19 protein-coding genes are annotated in these 22,600 nt (G+C 42.5%); 2 read left to right on the top strand and 17 right to left on the bottom strand.

The window, feature by feature from the left end:
• Positions 1–40: 40 nt before the first annotated feature.
• From fabD (NSQ12_RS09460) to NSQ12_RS09435, 6 genes are all read right to left on the bottom strand, one after another.
• A complete protein-coding gene (fabD, locus tag NSQ12_RS09460) occupies positions 41–2,344 on the bottom strand; it encodes an ACP S-malonyltransferase (protein ID WP_160221595.1) in 2,304 nt (767 codons plus the stop codon).
• The gene (locus tag NSQ12_RS09455; protein ID WP_038428989.1) at positions 2,341–3,315 is read right to left on the bottom strand and encodes an acyltransferase domain-containing protein; all 975 of its coding nucleotides are present in this window, start codon (positions 3,313–3,315) and stop codon (positions 2,341–2,343) included. Before NSQ12_RS09455 ends, fabD (NSQ12_RS09460) begins: the two co-directional genes overlap by 4 nt.
• A 503-nt stretch (positions 3,316–3,818) precedes the next feature.
• Complete coding sequence (gene fabD, locus NSQ12_RS09450; RefSeq protein WP_160221594.1) at positions 3,819–4,685, bottom strand: ACP S-malonyltransferase; 867 nt, start codon at positions 4,683–4,685, stop codon at positions 3,819–3,821.
• On the bottom strand, positions 4,682–4,948 hold the full coding sequence (locus NSQ12_RS09445; protein WP_120028100.1) for a hypothetical protein: 267 nt from the start codon (positions 4,946–4,948) through the stop codon (positions 4,682–4,684). Before NSQ12_RS09445 ends, fabD (NSQ12_RS09450) begins: the two co-directional genes overlap by 4 nt.
• 109 nt (positions 4,949–5,057) lie before the next feature.
• Positions 5,058–5,735: an MBL fold metallo-hydrolase gene (locus NSQ12_RS09440; protein ID WP_003231824.1), complete on the bottom strand. Its 678-nt coding sequence runs from the start codon at positions 5,733–5,735 to the stop codon at positions 5,058–5,060.
• A 189-nt stretch (positions 5,736–5,924) separates the two neighbouring features.
• Positions 5,925–6,542, bottom strand: coding sequence for a TetR/AcrR family transcriptional regulator (locus NSQ12_RS09435; protein WP_029317807.1), 618 nt, complete (start codon positions 6,540–6,542; stop codon positions 5,925–5,927).
• Positions 6,543–6,661: 119 nt separating this feature from the next.
• Here NSQ12_RS09435 and NSQ12_RS09430 point away from each other — a divergent pair, with 119 nt between their 5' ends.
• Together NSQ12_RS09430 and NSQ12_RS09425 are read left to right on the top strand one after the other, a co-directional pair.
• On the top strand, positions 6,662–7,219 hold the full coding sequence (locus NSQ12_RS09430) for a hypothetical protein (protein ID WP_086343851.1): 558 nt from the start codon (positions 6,662–6,664) through the stop codon (positions 7,217–7,219).
• Between the two features lie 154 nt (positions 7,220–7,373).
• Positions 7,374–7,829, top strand: coding sequence for a regulatory YrvL family protein (locus NSQ12_RS09425; protein WP_198878788.1), 456 nt, complete (start codon positions 7,374–7,376; stop codon positions 7,827–7,829).
• A gap of 399 nt (positions 7,830–8,228) precedes the next feature.
• Here the strand turns inward: NSQ12_RS09425 and mutL are convergent, their stop codons facing one another.
• From mutL to NSQ12_RS09370, 11 genes are all read right to left on the bottom strand, one after another.
• The gene (mutL, locus tag NSQ12_RS09420) at positions 8,229–10,112 is read right to left on the bottom strand and encodes a DNA mismatch repair endonuclease MutL (protein WP_198878787.1); all 1,884 of its coding nucleotides are present in this window, start codon (positions 10,110–10,112) and stop codon (positions 8,229–8,231) included.
• A gap of 15 nt (positions 10,113–10,127) precedes the next feature.
• Entirely contained in the window at positions 10,128–12,704 is a 2,577-nt protein-coding gene (gene mutS / locus NSQ12_RS09415; RefSeq protein WP_029726481.1) for a DNA mismatch repair protein MutS, read from the bottom strand.
• A 132-nt stretch (positions 12,705–12,836) separates the two neighbouring features.
• Entirely contained in the window at positions 12,837–13,382 is a 546-nt protein-coding gene (cotE, locus tag NSQ12_RS09410; protein WP_003231833.1) for an outer spore coat protein CotE, read from the bottom strand.
• A gap of 261 nt (positions 13,383–13,643) precedes the next feature.
• A complete protein-coding gene (gene ricA, locus NSQ12_RS09405; protein WP_003231834.1) occupies positions 13,644–14,075 on the bottom strand; it encodes a regulatory iron-sulfur-containing complex subunit RicA in 432 nt (143 codons plus the stop codon).
• A 1-nt stretch (position 14,076) separates the two neighbouring features.
• Positions 14,077–15,606: a tRNA (N6-isopentenyl adenosine(37)-C2)-methylthiotransferase MiaB gene (miaB, locus tag NSQ12_RS09400; protein WP_014479820.1), complete on the bottom strand. Its 1,530-nt coding sequence runs from the start codon at positions 15,604–15,606 to the stop codon at positions 14,077–14,079.
• A gap of 147 nt (positions 15,607–15,753) precedes the next feature.
• Positions 15,754–16,932, bottom strand: a complete 1,179-nt coding sequence (locus NSQ12_RS09395; protein WP_014664025.1) for a glycine C-acetyltransferase — start codon at positions 16,930–16,932, stop codon at positions 15,754–15,756.
• A gap of 12 nt (positions 16,933–16,944) precedes the next feature.
• Positions 16,945–17,988 carry an L-threonine 3-dehydrogenase gene (gene tdh / locus NSQ12_RS09390; protein WP_029726482.1) on the bottom strand — a complete coding sequence of 348 codons (1,044 nt, stop codon included), beginning with the start codon at positions 17,986–17,988 and terminating at the stop codon, positions 16,945–16,947.
• Positions 17,989–18,253: 265 nt separating this feature from the next.
• Complete coding sequence (gene spoVS / locus NSQ12_RS09385; RefSeq protein ID WP_003154135.1) at positions 18,254–18,514, bottom strand: stage V sporulation protein SpoVS; 261 nt, start codon at positions 18,512–18,514, stop codon at positions 18,254–18,256.
• Positions 18,515–18,713: 199 nt separating this feature from the next.
• Entirely contained in the window at positions 18,714–19,508 is a 795-nt protein-coding gene (gene ymdB, locus NSQ12_RS09380; protein WP_029726483.1) for a 2',3'-cyclic-nucleotide 2'-phosphodiesterase, read from the bottom strand.
• A gap of 68 nt (positions 19,509–19,576) precedes the next feature.
• Positions 19,577–21,139 carry a ribonuclease Y gene (gene rny, locus NSQ12_RS09375; RefSeq protein ID WP_003221010.1) on the bottom strand — a complete coding sequence of 521 codons (1,563 nt, stop codon included), beginning with the start codon at positions 21,137–21,139 and terminating at the stop codon, positions 19,577–19,579.
• Between the two features lie 275 nt (positions 21,140–21,414).
• Entirely contained in the window at positions 21,415–22,590 is a 1,176-nt protein-coding gene (locus NSQ12_RS09370) for a serine hydrolase domain-containing protein (RefSeq protein ID WP_029726484.1), read from the bottom strand.
• Between the last annotated feature and the right edge of the window lie 10 nt (positions 22,591–22,600).

Genomic DNA, 22,600 nt, shown 5'->3' with positions numbered 1-22,600 from the left:
GATTATTTTAATGATTTTTATAGGTATATTTTCATAATATTCAAACTTTTATTTTTATGTTGTCTGTTTCATGCGACGGCTGATACATCGATTGCATCCGTTCATGAAGCAATACTGCCGTTTCTGTCATTAATTTTTTCCCGATTTCATCCACATGGCGGTTTCGCCAATTTTCTAATTGCGACCCTTTAACCCATTGATTAAAGGCTCCCAGCGCGGGACCGCAGTGAATTTGATAATCGACCTTCGAATGTTCGCTTCCGCTGATTGCCAATTTTGAGCTGTATCTGAAGTACCATCGGAAAATCAAAGCCATTTTATGCTTCGGGTTTTGTTCAGCCTTCTCAATGTCTGCCGCGGGATAATGCAATGCAATATCTTTATATATGTCTTCTATACTGCGTTTAAAGTATTTCTCCTCAAGCTGGGCCAGCATCTTTGCATCCAGCTCACGTATAGACCCATACCGCTGGTACAGTTCATATAACTTGTTTGCCCGTGCGGGAAAGAACACGCCTTTCTTTAGCACCTGCACTTTACTGCCCGATTCAAACATATCACCTGCAGGCGCATAGGCTGTATCTTGTACATTCATCTGCTGAAGCAAATCCTTTACTTTATCACTTGTTGCCGCCTCAACCGTACATTGATTGATTGAGCCTGTTAGAATAAAATCAGCCCCTAGCATAAAAGCCGCCATCGCTGCCTCAGGTGTTCCAATTCCTCCAGCTGCACCAACTCTTATTTTTTTCCGGTATTGATATTTTTTCATCATTTCATCTCTTAAAGATGTCATCGCCGGCATCAGGCTGTATGCTACACCGCCATCTGTATGACCGCCTGAATCAGCTTCTACACAAATATCGTCAGCCATCGGAATGCACCGCAACAACTCAGCTTCGTTCATAGTGATTTTATTTTCTCCTAAAAGCTTTTGCAGCATATTCTCAGGCGCAGGACTCAGAAATGATTCTGCAACTTCCGGCCGTGATATTTTTGCTATGAGACGATTTGAGCATATAACGTCACCATTTTGATTTCGTTTCACTCCTTTTGCGCGGTACCTTACTAATGCGAGAGTGACACTTAAAAATGCTGAAGCCTCCACTATGCTCACTTGATTCCTCAATAAAAGATCGATCATTTTTTCTTCTGATTCAGTATGTTTCATATTGTGGACCAGATTGATGCCGTAGGCTTGTCCTTTCCCTAATTCACCTTGTATAGCATGGATCGCATCTTCAACCTCTTTCAGGCTCAGACCTCCTGTGCCAAAGAACCCCATCATTCCCGCTCTTGACAGCTTTACTACCATTTCTTTCGAAGCAATGCCGCGGTACATTCCTCCTGCAAGATAAGCATATGTAAGATGATAATCTTGTTTAAATTCAGCACTTCCTAAAGATTCTGCCGTAATCCCAGCTTGAACATTGCGTTGCTCCTTTAGATGCGCACTGATCGCGGGGTTCTTTTTCGGTATATATGTCAATGGTTCAGCTTCATTTTTAATCCGATGAATGAGACCGGTTAAAACAGTTCCAGGCCCAATCTCTGCAAACTCCATTTCTCCTCTTCCCATCAGAAAACGAATGCTGTCCGTCCATTTCACTGTGTTGTCCATTTGTTCAGATAATGTATCTTTTAATCTGTCTTGATGGTATGGCTCTGCGTAGACATTGGAGATAACCGGGATCGCCAAAGGTGCAAACTGGAATGAGTCAATATATTGCTTAAATACCTGTTTGGCTTCATTCATATATCTGGAATGAAAAGCTCCGCTCACATTTAATGGATGAAACAGCTTTACTTCCTTGGTGTTTTCAAAAACAGCCCGAGCTTTTTCAATCTCGTTTTTCGGGCCAGAAATCACAATTTGCCGGGGCGTATTTTCATTTGCCACATCAATGTCATAAAGACGGTGCTCTTCTAAAACGGCTGTAACTTGTTCCTTACTCAGGCCGATCACAGCAGCCATTCCGCCCCCTGTAATTCGTCCCATCAATTCTCCTCTTTTTTTGACGAGCCTTAATCCGGTTTCAAAATCAAAGGCACCGGCTGCCATCAGCGCATTGTATTCTCCTAAGCTGTGTCCTGCCGCAAAATCAGGTTTTCTGCCGGTCTCCTCCACTCTCTTCAAGTAACTGAGTGCATTAACAACATACAAAGCCGGCTGCGTGTATTCAGTATGATTTACATCCAGATATGATTTTTCGGTACATAGCTTCTCTATTGAATAGCCCAATATTTGATCTGCTTGATCTGTCAAATGCTGATACTGTTCAAATAGCCCTTGTCCCATCCCCTTTTGCTGGGAGCCTTGCCCTGGAAAGACATATGTAATCATCTTGTAAACTTCCTTTCTGGTGTACGGAAATACTCAACCGTATTCAGATTTTTCAGCTCCTGATGAAATGGTGTTATGATTGAGCAGCAACGGTCAGCTGAATCACCCGGAATCAGCTGTTTCACAAAAGCAGCTAAGGTGCCGGATGGCCCTAAATCGATAAACTTGCATGTATGCTGGCTTTCCAAATATCGAATCGCTTCACGAAACATCATTGGCTTTCTGACCGCATTCCAAAAGAAATTCTCGTCCATTACGTGAAGGCAGCTTCCCGTTAAGCTCGATACAATCGGTATTGACGGTTTTTGAAAAGATTTTGATCTTAAAAATTCTGCATAGGCACTCTCTGCCGGATCAATAAGCGAAGAATGAAAGGCATAGGACACAGGAAGCAGCTGGCAAAGAATCTGCTTCTCCTTTAAATCCTCCATAATCTTCCTTATATGATCTTCTTCACCAGAAATGACGAAGTGCGAATCATAATTGATAGAAATGAGTTCACTATTTCCAAACAGTTGCGGATAATCATTCAGCAATTGCGGTTTGTCCAGAATGGCCATCATTTTTCCTTTATCGCAGGAATTTTGGATGATAATAGCCTGTTCAAGTATGCAATCCAGTATATCCTCTGCGTCTGACACACCAGAAACTGCCGCTGCTGCGAATTCTCCCAGACTTGATCCCAATACGTAATCAGGATAAATTCCCCTGTCTTCCAAAACCTTATATAAGGAATACTCAATCATAAAAATGGCGGGGTGGGAAAAAAGAATACTGTCAAACGGATCTGACACACGTTTACCTGGATGGTAGATTTCTTCAACAATGGATGTGCCGATTCGCCGTGCTGCAATGGCATCCATTTCAAGCATTGATTGGCGAAACACGGTATTTTCCTTAAATAGTTCTTTCCCCATGTGATAGTATTGGGAACCTTGCCCGGAAAACATAAAAACAAGCGGTTCATTCATGTGTATAACCTTCTTTTTTTATATTTATGACGGCTATTGGATTTCTCATTTCCATGCATGTTGTTAAAGCACATAGCAGCGATTGAAATGAAATTAATAAACGGAAAAGACATATGTGAAAAAGTAAAGGAGATTCAACTTGGAAGGATTGCTATTGGTGCTCTGGATGCGGTTCATTTATGACGTGATCGTAGATGTATGTTGATATCTCAAAATTGATGTAACATGATAACAGGATCAGCAAAGAACATCGACTCTATGATTGGTGGGTGCGGTTAAAAAATGGACCATCTAGATGTGGGAGCGATGGTTTGACAGACCGGCTGACATAGTTCAAATGTCTAACTTAATTTATCAGCCTCTTTATGTAACAGTATATAAAGTTATTCAATTAGAAACAGTGTCAATCGAACGATTGAATCTTTAAAACTTTATACCTTAAATGAAAGGAAATCTGTGTTTAGACCTGATTGATGAGATACATGGCCATAGGGGCAAATGCTTTAGCTGGGCATTGCTTCCGCATCTTTCTTTATGCGATGAATTAACCCAGTTAAAACATTTCCAGGCCCTACCTCCTCAAACTCCATATGGCCTTTTTTCATTAAGTAGCTTATACTGTCAGTCCATTTCACTGAATGATTAATTTGATCAGCCAGCGTCTGTTTCATGAATTCGTATGTATACGGTTTGGCATACACATTAGAAATAACTGGGATAGACGGAGGCGAAAAATAAAAGGCATGAAGGAACTCCTCAAATTCTTCTTTTGCCTTATTCATGTATCTGGAATGAAACGCGCCGCTTACGTTTAAGGGGAGTACCATTGTAACTTCAGTCATCGTTTCAAAAAGAGATGCGGCTTTTTCAATCTCATCTTTTTTTCCTGAAATTACAATTTGATATGGGGCATTCACATTAGCGATATCAACATCATGTAAATGATATTCTTTCAGAGCCTTTGCAACCTGCTCTTCATTTAGTCCCATAACAGCTGCCATACCGCCGTTGCTTATCAGACTCATCAGCTCGCCTCTTTTTCTGACAAGCTGTAAACCTGTCTCAAAATCAAAGACTTCAGCTGCAAATAACGCATTGTATTCACCCAAGCTGTGCCCGGCGACAAAGTCAGGTTTCACTTCTTCATCCTTGATTTTTTTCAGATAGCTTAGTGCGTTTACCACATATAATGCCGGCTGAGTAAATTGCGTTTTGTTTAAATTGGAATAAGGATTTTCCAGGCAAAGACGTTTGATAGAATATCCTAAGATCTCATCTGCCTGATCCGTCAGTTCTTTAAATTCATCGAATAGGCCGCTGCCCATTCCCTGTTTTTGTGAACCCTGACCTGGAAAAACATATGTGATCATTCTCTCAAAGCCACCCTTCCGATTAGTAGATGTATTTCACTTCTGTATGATTTTATAATAGTGATGACCGGATAAATAGTAGCATGTTCATGTTGATGGTAACCTCTGTAAATATTATCCGTCAAGTTAATTTTTCCTACAGTTTGCTCGATTGTTTTTCTGCTTTTTTCCATTGAGGAATAAAGGATCAGGAGATATAACAGAACATAAGAAAAAAGACCCAGATCACGTATAGGGCGCCATATCATGATAATGCGCTTCATTTTCTTTCAAATGAGTTTTCAAAATAAATAACACCTTCTATGTAATCATTTTCGAAAATAAAAATCATTTAGATATTCGAAGAAAAATAGGATAATAGATTCAGAAGGATTATTTAAAATCAAAAATACCTTTTTGGTTTTTACGAGTGCGAAATTTCACAAAATATTCTTTTTTATCAATTTGAAAGTAAATATTATGCTGATAAAGATCCTTTATCGAATGGCCGGGCGATTTGCCAAATGAGTGACCAGGATACACCCGTACATGGGGTGAAACCTCCGACTTTATTCTTTGAATACTATCAAACATCTCTTCCGCAGAGCTGCCATCATCCTCACATATGCCGCACCCTTCTGTAAACACCGTATCTCCGGTAAAAATACTCTCAGAAAACAAATAACACATTCCGCCGGCTGTATGCCCCGGTGTGAGAAGGCATTGTGCTCTTGTGTTTCCTATGCTGATTGTCTGATGATCATCTAGGCTAATTAAATTTCTGCATCGGAATTGATAATAATCAATTTCTTTTTTTGACATATAAACTTGAGCGTTAAACATCTTCGTCAGCGGGTCTACCAAATTTACATGATCATAATGAGAGTGTGTCAATGCGACTGCCTTTAATTCCGCTTCGAGTTCAGAAAGTGTAGTGGTTATCTTACTCAATTCCCATGAGGGATCAACAACAATTGCAGATCTGCTTACAATATCTTCAATGATATAGCAATAATTCGTCCAGCCCTGATACCTTGTTTTAATTGGATGCACCTTGTAAGTAAGATTCATTTATACCATCCCTATCATGTAAAGTTCTTAAACGATGGACCAGTGTTCACCCCTCAGTCCGTCTTTCATTCCACTTTACCAAACAGCATGATTGTTTTCCATTTTTTTCAGAGATCCTTGTTCTTTGAAAATAAAAAAGCGACTCTTTTGGACGCATGCCCAACAAGAATCGCTTTTCGCACTAGTGCCTTAAGGATGTCGTTTTTGTGTCTCACGTGTATCTTCCACGCAAATTGACTCTACATGCTGCATAATGACCCGCTTGATTCGGTCTTTATTCACGCGCACAGGGTCAAGCATGGCATGTAAAGCCAAGCCGTCAACAAGCGCGTAAAGTCTCTCAGCTTCAATGTCTTTATCAGCATTCGGCTTCAGTAAATCGGATTCATCTAAATAGGCAATCAGATTCCGCATGCCGCTGAAAATCCCGTCATGATTCGCATCAAACATATCCTTTTTATGTCTGGCGTAAGCAGTAAAAGCAAACCAAACCTCCATCTCTCTAATCGTTTCTTCATTCGTCGGGACCATTTCAAGCAAAATTTGCAACACTTTTTCCTTAGGGAGCAAATCCCTCACTGCAATGTCCTTAATTCGGTCCGTCACCTTTTCTTGGACAAGTTTCATTGCAAAAGCAAGCAATTCATCCTGTGTAGAGAAATAATGGCGCAGCGCACCTAATGACAATCCTGCTTCCTTTGCAATATTTCTGGCTGATGCTCCCTCCATCCCTCGTTCTAAAATGACGCGCCACGTTGCTTCTGCAATTTGTTTTCTTCTTTTCTCATGGTCAATTTGTTTTGGCATAGCTTTATTGTAACAAGAAAAAAATGAGAGGGCAATTTTATAATACAGTTGTGTTACAAAAACAAAGATGGTAACATATTATTTAAATAATACAACTGTATTGAAAAGAGGGAAATGGATTGAACGGTATCGCATGGATGATTGTTTTCTGTGAAATTGCGTTTTGGGTTGTCATTGTTTTGGGGCTTGCTGTACGTTACGTATTCAAACGACATACATTAGGACTGCTATTCCTTGCCTTAACTCCAGTTATCGATTTGATTTTGTTAGCGGCAACTGGTGTGGACCTTTACCGCGGAGCCTCAGCGACCGCAGCCCATGGGATTGCAGCTGTTTACATCGGTATATCGATCGCTTATGGGAAACAAATGATTCAATGGGCAGATGAAAAGTTTCAATATTATGTGACAAAAAAAGGAACAAAACCGCTGAAACGTTTTGGAATGGACCATGCCAAGCACGGTGCGAAAGGCTGGCTAAGACATGTGCTGGCCTACTTAATTGGTGCGGGACTATTGGCAGGGATGATCTATTTTATCAATGACTCTGCCCGAACCGAAGCATTGAGCGGCATTCTTAAACTGTGGACTGTCATTATAGGAATTGACTTTCTCATTACAGCCAGCTATTTTATTTGGCCAAAAAAAGAGAAAGCTTCGGCGAATCTCAGGAGTTAACATGATGAAAAAGGCCCTTCCCCAGTGGAAAGGGCCTTTTTTGGTTTTGTTAAAATATGCTATACTATTTTCGTCAGAAAACAGACTTATAGATATTTTGGGCTGATTCAAGGGTGCTGTTTGTATGAGTAAGCAGGGGAAGGGAGTGTCATACTTGAACCATAAAGAACAGAACGAGCACTCTAAAGATTTTAACCTGAGATCAAAATTAATCGGAATTGTATCTATCATTTTTATCGCGGCCATTGCGCTTGCAGTCATCTTCGGCGGCTTTTTCTTCGGGATGAAAGGCTTATTCTCCATACTTGGCATCACATACGCTTCCAATCAAACATTAGCTTTATTTATTTTAGCCTGCTTTGCTGTAGGATTAATCATAGACCCACTCACAAAGATTATCTCTATCATTTTGGCAAAATCACTTTCATTGAAAAAGACTGCACTTTTTGCTTTTATACTGTATTTTATCAGCAATCTTATAACGATCTGTTTTGCAGATTACTTTATGCAGTCTATTTATATTCCAGATGTCTTGCTTGTTGTGATATCAGCTTTCATGGCTTTCATTGAACTTGCTTTTGATAACCAGCCTAATAGAGAAGCAGCTTAAAATGCCGATGGCAGATATGGAGAATTCATAACACCTTATATTTGGACACCACCAGTTATATAAACGAAAAAAACTCCCTGTTCACACGAACAGGGAGCAAAACACAATGTTGTAATTTAAATTCTGCATTCTAAAATGATTCTCAAATTTGGATCATCAAGTTCATCCAAAAAGATAATGATCTTCGGACCACATGCCATATGTTTCCACCCCCTCACCCAAAATATACATTAATCCTAATTTCCTGTAAATGTAAATTTTGTTATACAGAGGAACCATGAAGTATAATGCGTTAACACTGCTCACACGTTTACAACCGTTTCTTATAATCTGACACTCGAAGGAGTACAAAAAAAGCATTGATCCATTCAGAGAATGGATCAATGCCTACCACCCCCGCTACATCACGCGTTTGAACATCTTTTCCATCTCATAAGTGGAATGGTGTATGATGATCGGGCGGCCGTGCGGGCATGTAAATGGGTCTGATGTGCTTCGGAGGTCGTCCAGAAGCGCTTTGATTTCGTCGTTTCTGAGGTGGCGATTTGCTTTGATGGAGCCTTTGCAGCTCATCATAATCGCCGCTTCCTCGCGAAGTTTTTTAATATCTATATTTTTGGAGTCGAGCACCTGCTGAATGATTTCTTCTATGAGCTCTGCTTCTTCTCCCTTTGGAAACCAGGCCGGGTGGCAGCGGACGATGTAACTGTTAGAGCCGAATGACTCTAAAAAGACACCGACGCTTTCGAGCTCTTGTTTGTGCTGTTCAATAATCAAAGCCTCATTTGTGGAGTAGTGGAACGTCAGCGGTACAATCATATCCTGCACCTCAGGCTCAACCTCCCCCACCTTTTCACGAAAGTACTCATATTTAATACGTTCTTGGGCGGCGTGCTGGTCGATAATATACAGGCCGTTTTCGTTTTGTGCCAATATATAAGTCCCGTGCATCTGGCCGATCGGGTACATAATCGGAACCCGCTCAGACGCTGGCTGCTGCTGTTCCTCATGGCATTCCTGCTCAAATGTTTCAGGCAGTTCTTCTGAAACATCGGACACCTCAAGGGTTTGTTCCTGATCAACGATAGGAGGAGCATCAAATTGGAGAGGAGGCAATTCTTCCTCCGCATCAATCGGCTCTTTCACGACTGAGCTGAGCTTCATTGGTGAATAAGATGGCGCATGCGCTTTTTCCGGTACTTTTCTTTCCGGAGGCTTTTCATCAAAGGTTATGAACTGCTGCTCATTTTTGATAACAGGTGCCGATTTTTTCGGAAGCTGGGCACTCGGAATCAGCTGCTGCTGTTTAAATACATCTTTAATTCCGTCACGAATTAAGTCATGAAGCTCTGTTTCCTTGCTGAGCCGGACCTCAAGCTTCGATGGATGCACGTTGACATCGACTAAAATCGGGTCCATCGTAATTTCTATAAAAGTAATCGGATGGCGTCCGATCGGCAGAAGCGTATGATAGCCTTCATGAACCGCTTTGACGAGCGGGAAATTTTTAATGTAACGGCCATTGACCACAGACGACATATAGTTCCTCGACGCCCGTGTAATCTCTGGGAGGGCGATATATCCCTTTACTTCAAAATCCAAGGAGCTCACATGCAGCGGAAGCATTTTTTTGGCGACAGCCGTGCCGTAAATCGCTGCCAGTACATGGCGCACATCTCCGTTTCCGTTCGTTTGAAGCAGGTTTTTCCCATGATGGCGCAGGCGGATCGATACCTCTGGATGCGCCAGAGCAATACGGTTAACCACATCCGTAATGTTTCCAAGCTCTGTATGAACGGTTTTCATATATTTCAAACGGGCCGGTGTGTTAAAAAACAGGTTGGAAACGACAATTTCAGTTCCCTTCCTGCTTGAGGAACGCGATTCGGAAATGATGTTTCCTCCTTGGAGGACGAGCTTCGTCCCAGCTCCTTCACCAGTGCTTGTTTTAATCTCCAGATGAGAGACTGACGCGATACTCGGCAGGGCTTCTCCCCTGAAACCGAGCGTTCTCACCCTGAATAAATCATTTTCATCTTTTATTTTACTCGTTGCGTGGCGGCGGAAAGCTCGCTTGCAATCTTCATTCTCCATTCCTTCGCCGTTATCCAAGACCCGAATGGATGCAAGGCCTGCTTCCTCAATATCGATTTCAATGACTGTGCTGTCAGCGTCGATCGCATTTTCCACCAATTCTTTGACGACTGAGGCGGGCCGTTCCACAACCTCGCCCGCCGCTATTTTATTTGAAAGCTCATCTGACAGCTGGATGACTTTTGCCACATTCATCACCCCGTTTTAATGTAATTTCTTTTGCAGCTTGTACATTTCATTCATCGCTTCAAGCGGTGTCATATCAAGTATATTAAGTGATTTGAAAGCATCGATCACTTGCTTTTCTTTTTTTGAAAGCTTTGGTGTTTCAGCCGGCTTTTCCGCTTCGTCAAAAAAGGACAGCTGTGCCGGCTCTTCTTTCACCTGAGGTTTCTGCACCGGCACTTCCGGTTTGTTTCCTGAATGTTCAAGCTCTTTTAAAATATCTTGGGCGCGGGCAATCAGATCTCCCGGCAGTTCGGCAAGCTGAGCTACATGGATACCATAGCTTTTATCAGCGGCACCTTCTTTGATTTGATGAAGAAAGACAACCGTTCCGTTATATTCTTCAGCGCGAACATGAACGTTTTTCAGCTGGGGCAGCTTGTCCTCAAGAACGGTCAGCTCGTGATAGTGTGTGCTGAACAGCGTCTTGGCGCCGATATGATCGTGAACATATTCAATAATCGCCTGTGCCAGCGCCATGCCGTCATAAGTGGACGTTCCCCGCCCGATTTCATCAAACAGAATGAGGCTGTTTTTCGTCGCGTTGACAATCGCATTTTTCGCTTCAAGCATTTCTACCATAAATGTACTTTGTCCGGAAATCAAATCATCTGCAGCGCCGATTCGTGTGAAAATTTGATCAAAAATCGGAAGCACCGCTTTTTTCGCGGGTACAAAGCAGCCGATTTGCGCCATAATGGAAATGAGCGCGATTTGTCTCATATACGTGCTTTTCCCTGACATGTTTGGACCTGTAATGAGAAGCATTTGTCTGTTATCGCCCATCATACAGTTGTTCGGGACATATTCCTGGCTGTCCATGACTTTTTCAACAACCGGGTGTCTGCCTTCAATCACTTCGACTTCATCTTTAGAGAACTCCGGTTTCGTGTAGTGGCGATTTTCACTGATTGTCGCAAAGCATTGCAGTGCGTCCAGCTCGCTCATCTGTTTTGCAAGCAACTGTAGCCGCGGAATATACTGCTTCACTTTCTCGCGCAGCTCGGTAAACAGCTCGTACTCCAGCTCACAGATGTTATTTTCCGCCTCTAAAATGAGCGCTTCTTTTTCTTTTAATTCAGGTGTAATGTAGCGCTCTGCATTGGTTAACGTCTGTTTCCGCTCATAACGCCCTTCCTCAAGCAAATGCAAATTTGCTTTTGTCACTTCAATGTAATAACCGAAAACTTTATTAAAGCCAACCTTTAAAGAACGAATGCCTGTGTATTCCCGCTCCTGCTGTTCCAGGCGGGCAATCCAGTCTTTTCCGTTTCTGCTTGCATCACGATATTCATCAAGCTTTTGATTATAACCATCTTTAATCAGATTCCCTTCTTTTACCGATAAAGGAGGGTTTTCGTACAGCGCTTCTTCCAGCAGTTCAAGTACATCCCCGCAAGGGTCAATGCGCTCTGCACGTTCCTTGGCCTTGTCATGAGCCAGTGAAGCAACCAGCTGTTTGATGCCAGGAACTTGCTTTAACGATTCCTTCAGCTGAATCAAATCCCGGGCATTGACATTTCCGAATGCAACGCGGCCGGCAAGGCGTTCTAAGTCATATACTTCTTTTAAACGTTCACGCAGATCTTCCCGTTCAAAGAAATGGGACATTAATGTTTCCACCATTTCTTGGCGCTCTTCGATTTGATTGACTCTGATAAGCGGCCGGTCAATCCACTGTTTAAGCAGCCGGCCTCCCATTGCCGTTTTTGTTTCATCCAGCAGCCACAAAAGGGAGCCTTTTTTATTTTTCGAACGAATCGTTTCGGTCAGCTCCAGATTACGCTTTGAGTACAAGTCAATTTTCATCGCTTCCTCAAGCTCATACACCTGCACGGGCTGAAGATGATCAAGGCTGCGCTTTTGGGTTCTTTTCAAATACGTATATAAGCGCAGAAATGTTTTTGTTATATCTTCATTATTTAAGTGCTCAATGATCGTTACGTGTTCGTCTGTTTCTCCGTCTTCAATTGAAATTGTTGCACCGCACCGCTCTCTCAGCTGTGCCACTGTATCGGCATCCAAGCTTCCTGAAACCACGATTTCCCGTGCGCCGACTGAATAAATTTCTGATATGACGTCTTCAAGCCGTTCAATCAAAACAGCCAAATTTTCTCCCGTTGTTAAATCAGACAGCGCAAGTCCGTATCCGTTCGAGCAGGCTGAAACAGATGCGATAAAGTTATTTTCCGATTCATGGATGCCTTTGCCGTCCATTACAGTTCCGGGCGTAATCAGCTGAACCACTTCTCTTTTCACAACGCCCTTTGCGGCTTTCGGATCTTCCGTCTGTTCACAGATCGCCACTTTGTATCCTTTTTTAATAAGCTGTTCGATATACGCGGAAGCAGAATGATACGGCACACCGCACATCGGTATTTTTTCAGCCGCACCGCCATCTCTGCTCGTTAACGTAATTTCCAGCTCTTGTGACGCTTTTTTGGCGTCCTCAAAAAACATTTCGTAAAAATCACCCAGGCGAAAAAATAAAAAGGCATCCTGGTGCTCTGCCTTTATTTTTAAATATTGCTGTATCATAGGCGTATAACCGGCCATTGTTTAATCCCTCACTATGTATCAACGTTTCTATTTTCCAACCTTCATTATAACATAAACAAAAAGTGATAAAAGAATGATATATCAATATAAAAAAGAGACTTGGGGGTACTGTCTCCCCTAGTCCCTTTTTTATTCTTCAGGATCTCCCACTAAAAACTCCGGGTTGATGTCTTCAAGCTCTTCATCAAGCTCATCTTCCCAATCTTCCTCGTCATCCTCTTCCCAGTCAGGATTGACCTCAACAACTACCTTTGTTTCCCCTACCACTTCCGCCAAAAATTCTCTTTCTGCCTGCACAACGATTTTATTTCCATTCGGCGAAATGGTCACTTCAAGGCAGTTTGGCTGCTGAAGCACTTTGGCAATCACTTCATGCTCATCATCTAAGTAATTATTGTCTCTGTATCTGAGTTTAATGACATCTACATATTTTACCCGTTCTGTGACAACCTCTGTCTTTGTGTTGTCCGCGTAAGAGTACCATACGTTTATATCATAATACCCTTCAATTTCTACCGTTTTTCCAATTTTTTCAGCGTCATACTTGTGGTTAATAATCCAACCACCCAAAATGCTGCTCGGTTTTTTCTCAGGCGAGATGGTGTTGGTGCATTGGGTGAATTTTCGGCCTTTCGCTACTACTGCCTTCGTAATAATTTCCCTGTATTCAGACATTCCGGCATGCCTCCTTGTTCTTCTTCGTGTTATCTTATGCTGGGCATTTGTCTAGTGTGCATTTTTATAAATAAAATATAAAAATACAAAGTTTCTGTTCCATTGTATGCAGGTGTGCCTAGAAACTTTACTTATAAGTGCGATAAAGTTTACACGCGGCTGAGCACAGAAAAACCAATTGAATATTTAGTACATAGATTATTTAGTTCATTTATAACCGCACAAATGATGAAAAAACACGGGCCTGTTAAGGCACCGTGTTTAGAGAGAACAGCTGTTATTTGAATGCTTCACCTTTGAACCGGTTTCCCCTTTCAGCAGGTCGCCTCCGGTTGATGTGATGATTTCATTTGTGACTTGGTTGGAAATGGTGTGTGCAACGAGCTGCAGTAGGTCATTTACTTCCATCTGCGAGTCTCTGAATTCCTGGATAACAGGAATCTCTTCAAGCTCTTCTTGCAGCGCGTCAATTTTTGCTTCTACTTGTTTGAGCGCTTCATGCTTTTCATAATGCTTCAGATTGACAGCCTGCTTTTGCAGGGCTTTAATCTGATTAACGATTGTGGACACTTTGTCATTCTCATTGATTTGCGCTTCAGCCCGTTTGAAAAAATCAACCTCTTCTGTTTCAGAAATCATTTTTGCAAGGTTTCGTGCCTGCTGCACAATGTCTTTTTTTGAGTAGAGCGTCATCTTATTTCACCTCGATTGCTTCTCCTACCATTTCTCCGTCAAGCGACCATGTTTTCGCTTGCTGGATTTTCACGCGGACGATTTTGCCGATGGCTTCCTTCGGCCCTTTGAAATTGACAAGCTTGCTTTTTTCCGTATAGCCGGCAAGAATATCAGGGTTATTTTTGCTTTCACCCTCAACTAATACTTCGACAACCTTGCCTTCGTATTCCTTCATTTTTTTAGCAGAAATTTCATTCACCAGTGCGTTTAGACGCTGCAGGCGTTCTTTTTTCACACGCATCGGTACATTATCTTTCATCTTAGCAGCCGGAGTGCCCTCACGCGGAGAGTAAATGAACGTATAGGCGCTGTCAAACTCCACTTCACGGTATAGAGAAAGCGTTTCTTCAAACTGTTCGTCCGTTTCATTTGGAAATCCGACGATAATGTCCGTTGTCAAAGAAGCGTTTGGCATCGCTGTCTTTATTTTTCGCACCAGCTCCATGTAACGCTCTCTGTCATATTTGCGGGCCATCAGCTTCAGAACTTCTGAGCTTCCTGATTGAACCGGAAGATGAATGTGATCAAGCAGATTTCCGCCTTTTGCCAGCACTTCAATGAGGCGGTCGTCAAAGTCGCGCGGATGACTCGTTGTAAAACGGATTCTCGGGATATCGATTTTTCTCAGTTCATCCATCAAATCACCAAGTCCGTACGTCATATCTTCAAAGTCTTTTCCATACGCGTTTACGTTTTGGCCTAACAGAGTAATTTCCTTATAGCCTTCACTTGCGAGCCTTCTCACTTCCTGAATGATATCTTCAGGGCGGCGGCTTCTTTCTTTCCCGCGTGTGTAAGGCACAATGCAATACGTACAGAATTTGTCACAGCCGTACATGATATTGACCCAGCCCTTAATTTTTCCATTTCGGACTTTTGGAAGGTTTTCAATAACGTCCCCTTCCTTAGACCAAACTTCTACAACCATTTCTTTTGAAAGGTATGCTTCTGACAAAAGCTCCGGCAGGCGATGAATGTTATGCGTTCCGAAAATCATATCGACAAACGGATGTTTTTTCAAAATACGGTTCACGACTGATTCCTCTTGGGACATACAGCCGCACACGCCTAAAATCAGATCGGGATTGTTTTTTTTCAGTGCTTTTAAGTGCCCAAGCTCACCAAACACCTTGTTTTCAGCATTTTCACGGATTGCACATGTATTTAACAAAATGACATTGGCGTCGTCAACAGAGTTTGTCGCTTCGTAACCGAGCGCCATAAAGATCCCTGCCATAACCTCTGTATCGTGTTCATTCATTTGGCAGCCGTACGTACGGATATAGAACTTTCTTCCGTCTCCCAATCCTTTAAATTGTTCAGAAATTTTAAAGTCATTATGATAAGTAACGGCTTCCTTGCCTCGTTTTTTCGCGTCTTTTAAAGAAGGCGGAATGTAAACAGCTTCAAAGTACTTGCTGTAATCCTTCTCGGATTTTTTGTCCGATGGATTAACTTGTCCGCTCTCTAATTTTTGTTTTTCATTCATGTCATATTTTCTCCTTTCAAACCAAACTTCCACCCTTCAGTATAAAGGTTATTGAAGCTCTGCACAACTGGCAACCTATCATTGTACACTCATTGAGAATAATAATCAATAAGGAATCAAAAGAGGAAGAGTAAACTCTTCCTCTTGTTACAATAGCTGGAGCTCCTTTGCCGTCTTTTCGATGACATCAAGCGCCTGATCCAGTTCATCTTTAGTGTGCTCTGCTGTTATAATCGTGCGAATTCTGGCTTTTCCCTTTGCTACAGTCGGGAAAACGATACTTTGGGCAAAAACACCGTGAGAAAGGAGCTGATCTGAAAATTGCTTTGCCACACCTTCATCACCTATTAAAATAGGAAGAATCGGCGTTTCACTCTTCGTGAGAGTCAGGCCCATTTTCACAAGCATTGCTTTAAAATAGGCAGTATTCTCCCACAAGCGCTCCATATGCTCCGGCTCTTCAAGCAAGACATCAATCGCTTCCATACAAGCTGCAGTGACAGCCGGCGGATGAGATGTGCTGAATAAAAATGGACGGCCTTTATGGCGCAAATAATCGATCAGCACCTTTGAACCTGCAGCGTAGCCGCCGAGCACTCCGATTGCCTTGCTTAATGTTCCGACCTGAATATGCACTCTGCCGTCAAGACCGAAGTGATTCACCGTTCCCCTGCCGTTTTCGCCAAGTACTCCGGATGCATGGGCGTCATCCACCATCACAAATGCGTCATATTTCTCAGCGAGCTCTACAATATCAGGCAGAGGAGCTATGTTGCCATCCATGGAAAATACGCCGTCTGTCACAATCAGACGCATCCGATAATTCATTGACTTTCTCAGCACCCGCTCTAAATCACTCATATTGACGTGCTGATACACCTTTTTATCCGCCTTTGTCAGTCGAATTCCGTCAATAATAGAGGCATGGTTCAATTCATCTGAGATGACAATGTCCTCTTTTGATAGAATACTTGAAAGTACGCCTTGGTTTGTTGTGAAGCCTGATTGGAATACAAGTGCCGCCTCCGTTTTTTTAAAGGCTGCCAGCTTTTTCTCAAGCTCTTGATGCATTGTAAATGTACCGGCAATCGTTCTCACTGATCCGGTGCCGGCTCCATACTGCTGAACGGCCTCCTGTGCGGCGTTGATGAGTCTAGGATGTGAAGTGAATCCGAGGTAATTATTAGAAGATAGCTGAATGACTTTTTGGTGATTCACTGTGACAGAGGGGCCCTGCATAGATTCAAGCTGTTTTATGTCTTGCCATGTATGGTTTTCTTTCATACTATCAAGCTCTGCTTTTAAAAACTCAAATTCCTTCGTCATGTTTATCCCCCTTTATGGAATTAAAATTACTTTTCCGCACTGCCCGCTTCTCATCAGTTCGAAACCTTTTTCAAACTCCTCTAACGGAAACTGATGGGTAATAACAGGTTCAAGATCGATCACGTTTGAACTGATCAACTGAGACACCTGGCGCCATGTTGAAAACATTTTTCTTCCTGTGATTCCTTGGATGGTAAGCCCTTTAAATACCACTTTATTCGTCAAATCAATTGTCACCGGATGTTCCGGCAAGCTGAGAATATGAAATCTTCCGCCATTTGCAGCCATCGCAAGACCTTGGGCAATCGCTGAGGGATGTCCCGACATCTCACAAACAAGATCTGCTCCTTCCCCACTCGTTAAAGCGCTTACAATTTTGAGCGGGTCTTCTTTTTCAATAGAAACAGTACAAGTCGCTCCCATTTGTTTTGCAAGCCTCAGCCTGTATTCATTCTTATCAATCGCTATCACCTGAGAAGCTCCTGCTGCTTTTGCAACCGCAACAGCCATAAGACCAATCGGTCCGCATCCAATCACTGCAGTCGTTCCTCCTGCAGGCTGGCTCTCGAGTACGGTATGAACTGCATTTCCTAAAGGCTCTTGAATGGAAGCAATCGACGGGTCCATATCAGCGGGATTTCTCCAAATATTATCAGCTGGAACTTTTACATACTCCGCAAAACAGCCTGCCGTGTCCACTCCGATTATAGCAGTATTGGTACACACATGAGATTTTCCTGTTAGGCAAGGGACACATTCACCACAGACAATGTGTGTTTCCGCAGACACATACTCTCCCACTTTTACACTGCTGACATTCTCTCCCACGCCCTCTACGATGCCGCTGAACTCATGGCCGAAAACATAGGGTGTTTTGATTCTCTGACGTGCCCATTGATCCCAATTATAAATGTGGACATCCGTGCCGCATATGGAAGCGGCTTTCACTTTTATGAGGACTTCATGTTTATCAATCTCAGGAATGGGAACTTCAGTAAGCACAGCACCGAACGCCCCGTCCTTTTTCATTAGAGCTTTCATCTTTCCACTCTGCATGTACAATCCTCCTTGAAAAATTCTTGTTATATTCGGATTGTACCATGATATGGAATAAGCGTAAACAGCACTGTCTTTTCCAGAAGGACAAAAGTATCTGTCTTGAAAAATGGGCGGAAATTTTTTTTGAAACGTTTTAGCTCATTTCTGATTTTGTATATTCGCTCATTTATGTGCTAAAAATACTATCGGGAGAAAATATCACAATAAATGAAAAACAACCTGTTTGCATTACGCAAACAGGTTGAGAATGCTTTATTTGTTTTTAGCGAGGCTCCACGATTAATTTAATCGCTGTTCTTTCTTCCCCATCGATTTGAATATCTGTAAAAGCCGGAATACAAATCAAATCAACGCCGCTAGGCGCCACAAATCCCCTGGCAATCGCCACAGCTTTTACAGCCTGGTTTAATGCACCCGCTCCGATCGCTTGAATCTCGGCGGCTCCTCGCTCTCTCAACACGCCTGCAAGCGCACCTGCCACTGAATTTGGACTCGATTTTGCTGAAACTTTTAAGATTTCCATTTCTGCTCCCCCTTAGTTTTACAATGGATAAGTGAGTGTTCATTAGAACAATCATTATTAGATGTTGCTATCCAAAAAGCCATCCCCACAATGCTTTTCAAAAATAGCGGGCTACCTTCCATTTTTACTATATTCACTAAGGAGTTGCTATATTCCTGCTTTTCTTTTTAATATTTTTATAAAATAACCATATGTTCAACTATTCAAAGAACATGTGATCATCGTTGATTAAAATACGCTCAATTTTCACGGCTTTTTTCGTTTGATCGTCAATGTCAATGACAACTCCGCTGAGCGTTGTTTTTCCTTCAGCGACAGTAAACCGGACTGGAAGGTTCGTTTTGAATCGCTTAATAATCGTCTCTCTGTCCATCCCCAGTATACCGTCATACGGGCCAGTCATTCCCACATCAGTAATATATGCCGTTCCCTTCGGCAAAATGCGGTTATCCGCTGTTTGCACATGTGTATGAGTTCCTACTACAGCCGACGCCCTTCCATCCGCATACCAGCCAAGTGCGAGCTTTTCACTTGTCGCTTCGGCATGAAAGTCGATAAAAATGTACGGTGTTCTTTTCGCAGCTTCTGCGATCAATTCATCCGCTTTTAAAAACGGGTCATCAAGCGGCGGCAAAAACGTACGTCCCTGCAAATTAATGACTGCTAGTTCTTTGCCGTTTGCTTTCACATATGTGATCCCTTTCCCCGGTGTTCCTTCAGGAAAGTTTGCCGGGCGAACCAAGTTCGGAACGTCATCTATAAAATCAAATATTTCTTTTTTGTCCCATGTGTGGTTCCCCATTGTGATTGCATCTGCGCCGGACTGGATTAAGCTGTGATAAATTTTTTCCGTCAGGCCTTTTCCATGTGCGGCGTTTTCACCATTAATAATGGTAAAGTGAGGCTTATATTTTGTTTTTAGCTTTGGTACATATTCTTTGACCATGTCACGGCCCGGTGAACCGACAACATCTCCGATAAATAAAATTCTCATTTTGTAAATCCTTTCTTCTTGAAAATTCCTTGCCGTCAAAAAAATAAAGTGATGCTTAGCGCATCACTTTATTTTGCATACTCTACGGCTCGAGTCTCTCTGATTACTGTCACCTTAATATGACCTGGATAATCGAGCTCGTCCTCAATTCGCTTGCGGATATCTCGCGCCAGTCGATGAGCCTCAAGATCATTAATTGAATCCGGCTTCACCATAATACGCACTTCGCGTCCAGCCTGAATGGCAAATGATTTTTCAACACCTTCGTAGGACTCAGAAATTTCTTCGAGTTTTTCAAGTCTTCGAATATAATTCTCGAGCGTCTCACTTCTTGCGCCAGGTCTTGCAGCGGAAAGCGCATCTGCTGCAGCTACCAGTACAGCAATAATGGAAGTCGGCTCCTCATCCCCGTGGTGTGATGCAATACTGTTAATCACGACTGGGTGCTCTTTATATTTGGTCGCAAGCTCTACCCCGATTTCAACGTGGCTTCCTTCTACTTCATGGTCAATTGCTTTCCCGATGTCGTGAAGAAGACCCGCACGTTTAGCAAGCTTTGCGTCTTCACCAAGCTCCGATGCCATTAGACCGGCCAAGAATGCGACTTCCATGGAATGCTTAAGCACATTTTGACCGTAGCTTGTACGGAACTTTAAGCGGCCGAGGATCTTGATGAGATCTGGGTGGAGGCCGTGAACGCCAACCTCAAATGTCGTTTGCTCACCCATCTCACGAATATAGTCATCGACCTCGCGGCGAGATTTTTCAACCATTTCTTCAATCCGTGCCGGATGAATACGGCCATCCTGAACGAGTTTATCAAGAGCAATTCTGGCTGTCTCACGTCTGATCGGATCAAATCCGGAAAGAATGACAGCTTCAGGCGTATCATCAATAATCAGGTCAATTCCTGTCAGCGTTTCAAGCGTACGAATGTTACGCCCTTCCCGTCCGATGATACGTCCTTTCATCTCATCATTTGGAAGATTGACAACTGATACCGTTGTTTCGGCAACGTGGTCCGCTGCGCAGCGCTGTAAGGCGAGTGAAAGAATGTTTTTCGCTTTCTTATCCGCCTCTTCTTTCGCACGGTTTTCAGTTTCTTTTGTCATGATGGCGATGTCATGTGAAAGCTCGTTTTCAACCCGCTCAAGAATGATTTGTTTCGCTTCATCACGAGTCAGACTCGAAATTCGTTCCAACTCAGACTGCTGCATACGAATCATCTCATCCACTTTGCTTTCCATCTCTTCAATATGTTGTTGTCGTTCATTCAGAGAATGATCTTTCTTCTCCAACATCGCTTCCCGTTTATCAATTCCCTCATGTTTGCGATCAAGGTTTTCCTCCTTTTGGAGTAAACGGTTTTCTTGTTTTTGAAGCTCATTTCGTCTTTCACGAACTTCCTGTTCAGCATCTATTCGAAGTTTGTGGATTTCATCCTTTGCTTCAAGCAGAGCTTCTTTTTTCAGTGCTTCAGCATCACGCTTCGCATCTTCAAGAATTTGCTCGGCTGCACCGCGTGCGCCCGCAATTTTCGCTTCGGCAATGGTTTTACGAACAAAGTAGCCAACAACTAAACCGAGTAGAATCAGCAAAATGGAGATGAGAACCATCATAATTGGGGTCATACTTTCACCTCCTCTTGCTATGAACTTGGTTGTTGCTTAAAAAGTGTCGGCATGTACATTGTCTAGTTTTCTCAACATACAGAACCTTCACAGGGAATGAGAGTGTTCATCGCCCTTGTCAAGTTTAAATGGTTTAACAATCATGTTAAAAAAACAAATGTTACAACTTCATTGTAAATGTGTCGGAAATACTTGTCAAGCTTGCCATCTTAACGTTTGCAGGCCATTCGTCTTTTCACGTGCCGAATGCAATTCATCCAAAAGAAGATCGCCAATCATTCTTGATTTAGAAGCTGGTATATTTTATTGTTCACTTGGCCCAATTTAGCATTATTTTGAATGTTTGAGAACAAAATAACAATGGTTTGCCCAGATTTGCTAAAGCTGTTCAAGATATTGAAGCCCGGCATAACACCATGGTTTGAATAGCTTCCGGGAGCAACATAAAATCCCATGCCGTATGTGGAGCTGCTCCCTGGCGTAAACATCTTTTCATAGCTTTTTTGCGAATACAGTTTTCCGTCTATCAGCGCTTGGTCAAATTTGTACATATCTATAGCGCTCATATAAATATCACCGGCTCCATACAGCTGGGATAGATCAGGTATATACGGTGTAACTGTTTTGCTGCCCTCCATCTTATACCCGACAGCAGGATAAGGTTCTTTTTCATATGTTTTGTAAAAGCCTGCATGCGTCATTCCCGCAGGTTTAAAAATATGATTCTTTATGTACTGTTCATAGGGCTCACCGCTTACTTCAGCAATAATATAAGCGAGAACAGAATAGTTGGAATCCTTGTAGTCCCATACGCCCGGCTGACGTTTGATTCCCTGAAGTTCTATGTCTTTTATTAAATCGTCCGGAGTAATGGCGCCGTTTCCTTCAATATGTCCGTTTATCCCCGATGTATGTGTAAGCAGATTCTTCAAAGTAATCGTTTGTCCGTTGGGAAAATGAGGTAAATACGTGCTTACCGGATCACTTGTCTGAAGTTTCCCCTTTTCCTCAAGCTGCAAAATAGCAGTTGCAATCAGCGCTTTTTGTGATGAACCGACATAAAAAGATGTCAATGGATTATTTTGAATATAGTGTTTACGGTCAGCATAGCCAAAACCTTTATTTGTTACGATTTCTCCATTTCTGACAATCATGGCTGTTCCGCTGAAACCGATCTCTTCTAAATAATTGCTGATTTTTTGATTTCGATCCACTGTTTTGATTTGTTCCTCTGATTTTTTGGCAGTTTTCTTTTTGACCTCTTTTTTCTGATCGGTATTTGAAACCGCTGCAGTTTCTTGAGATGGCTCGTTTTCTTCACTATTTCGATGAAGAGCATTCCAAATCGTAATGCAAACCATCACTGCTAAAAGACCAAGCAACAGTTTTCCTCTTTTATTTAGTTTTCTCCGTCTGCGTTTCGCAGTTCTTCTGCGGGTTGGGCTTGTCATTCATTTTTTC

Source organism: Bacillus sp. PS95, assembly GCF_037963565.1.
GTDB classification, from domain to species: Bacteria; Bacillota; Bacilli; order Bacillales; family Bacillaceae; genus Bacillus; species Bacillus subtilis.
Note: the sequence above shows the minus strand (reverse complement) of the source record. Positions and strands in the feature narration are given on the sequence as shown.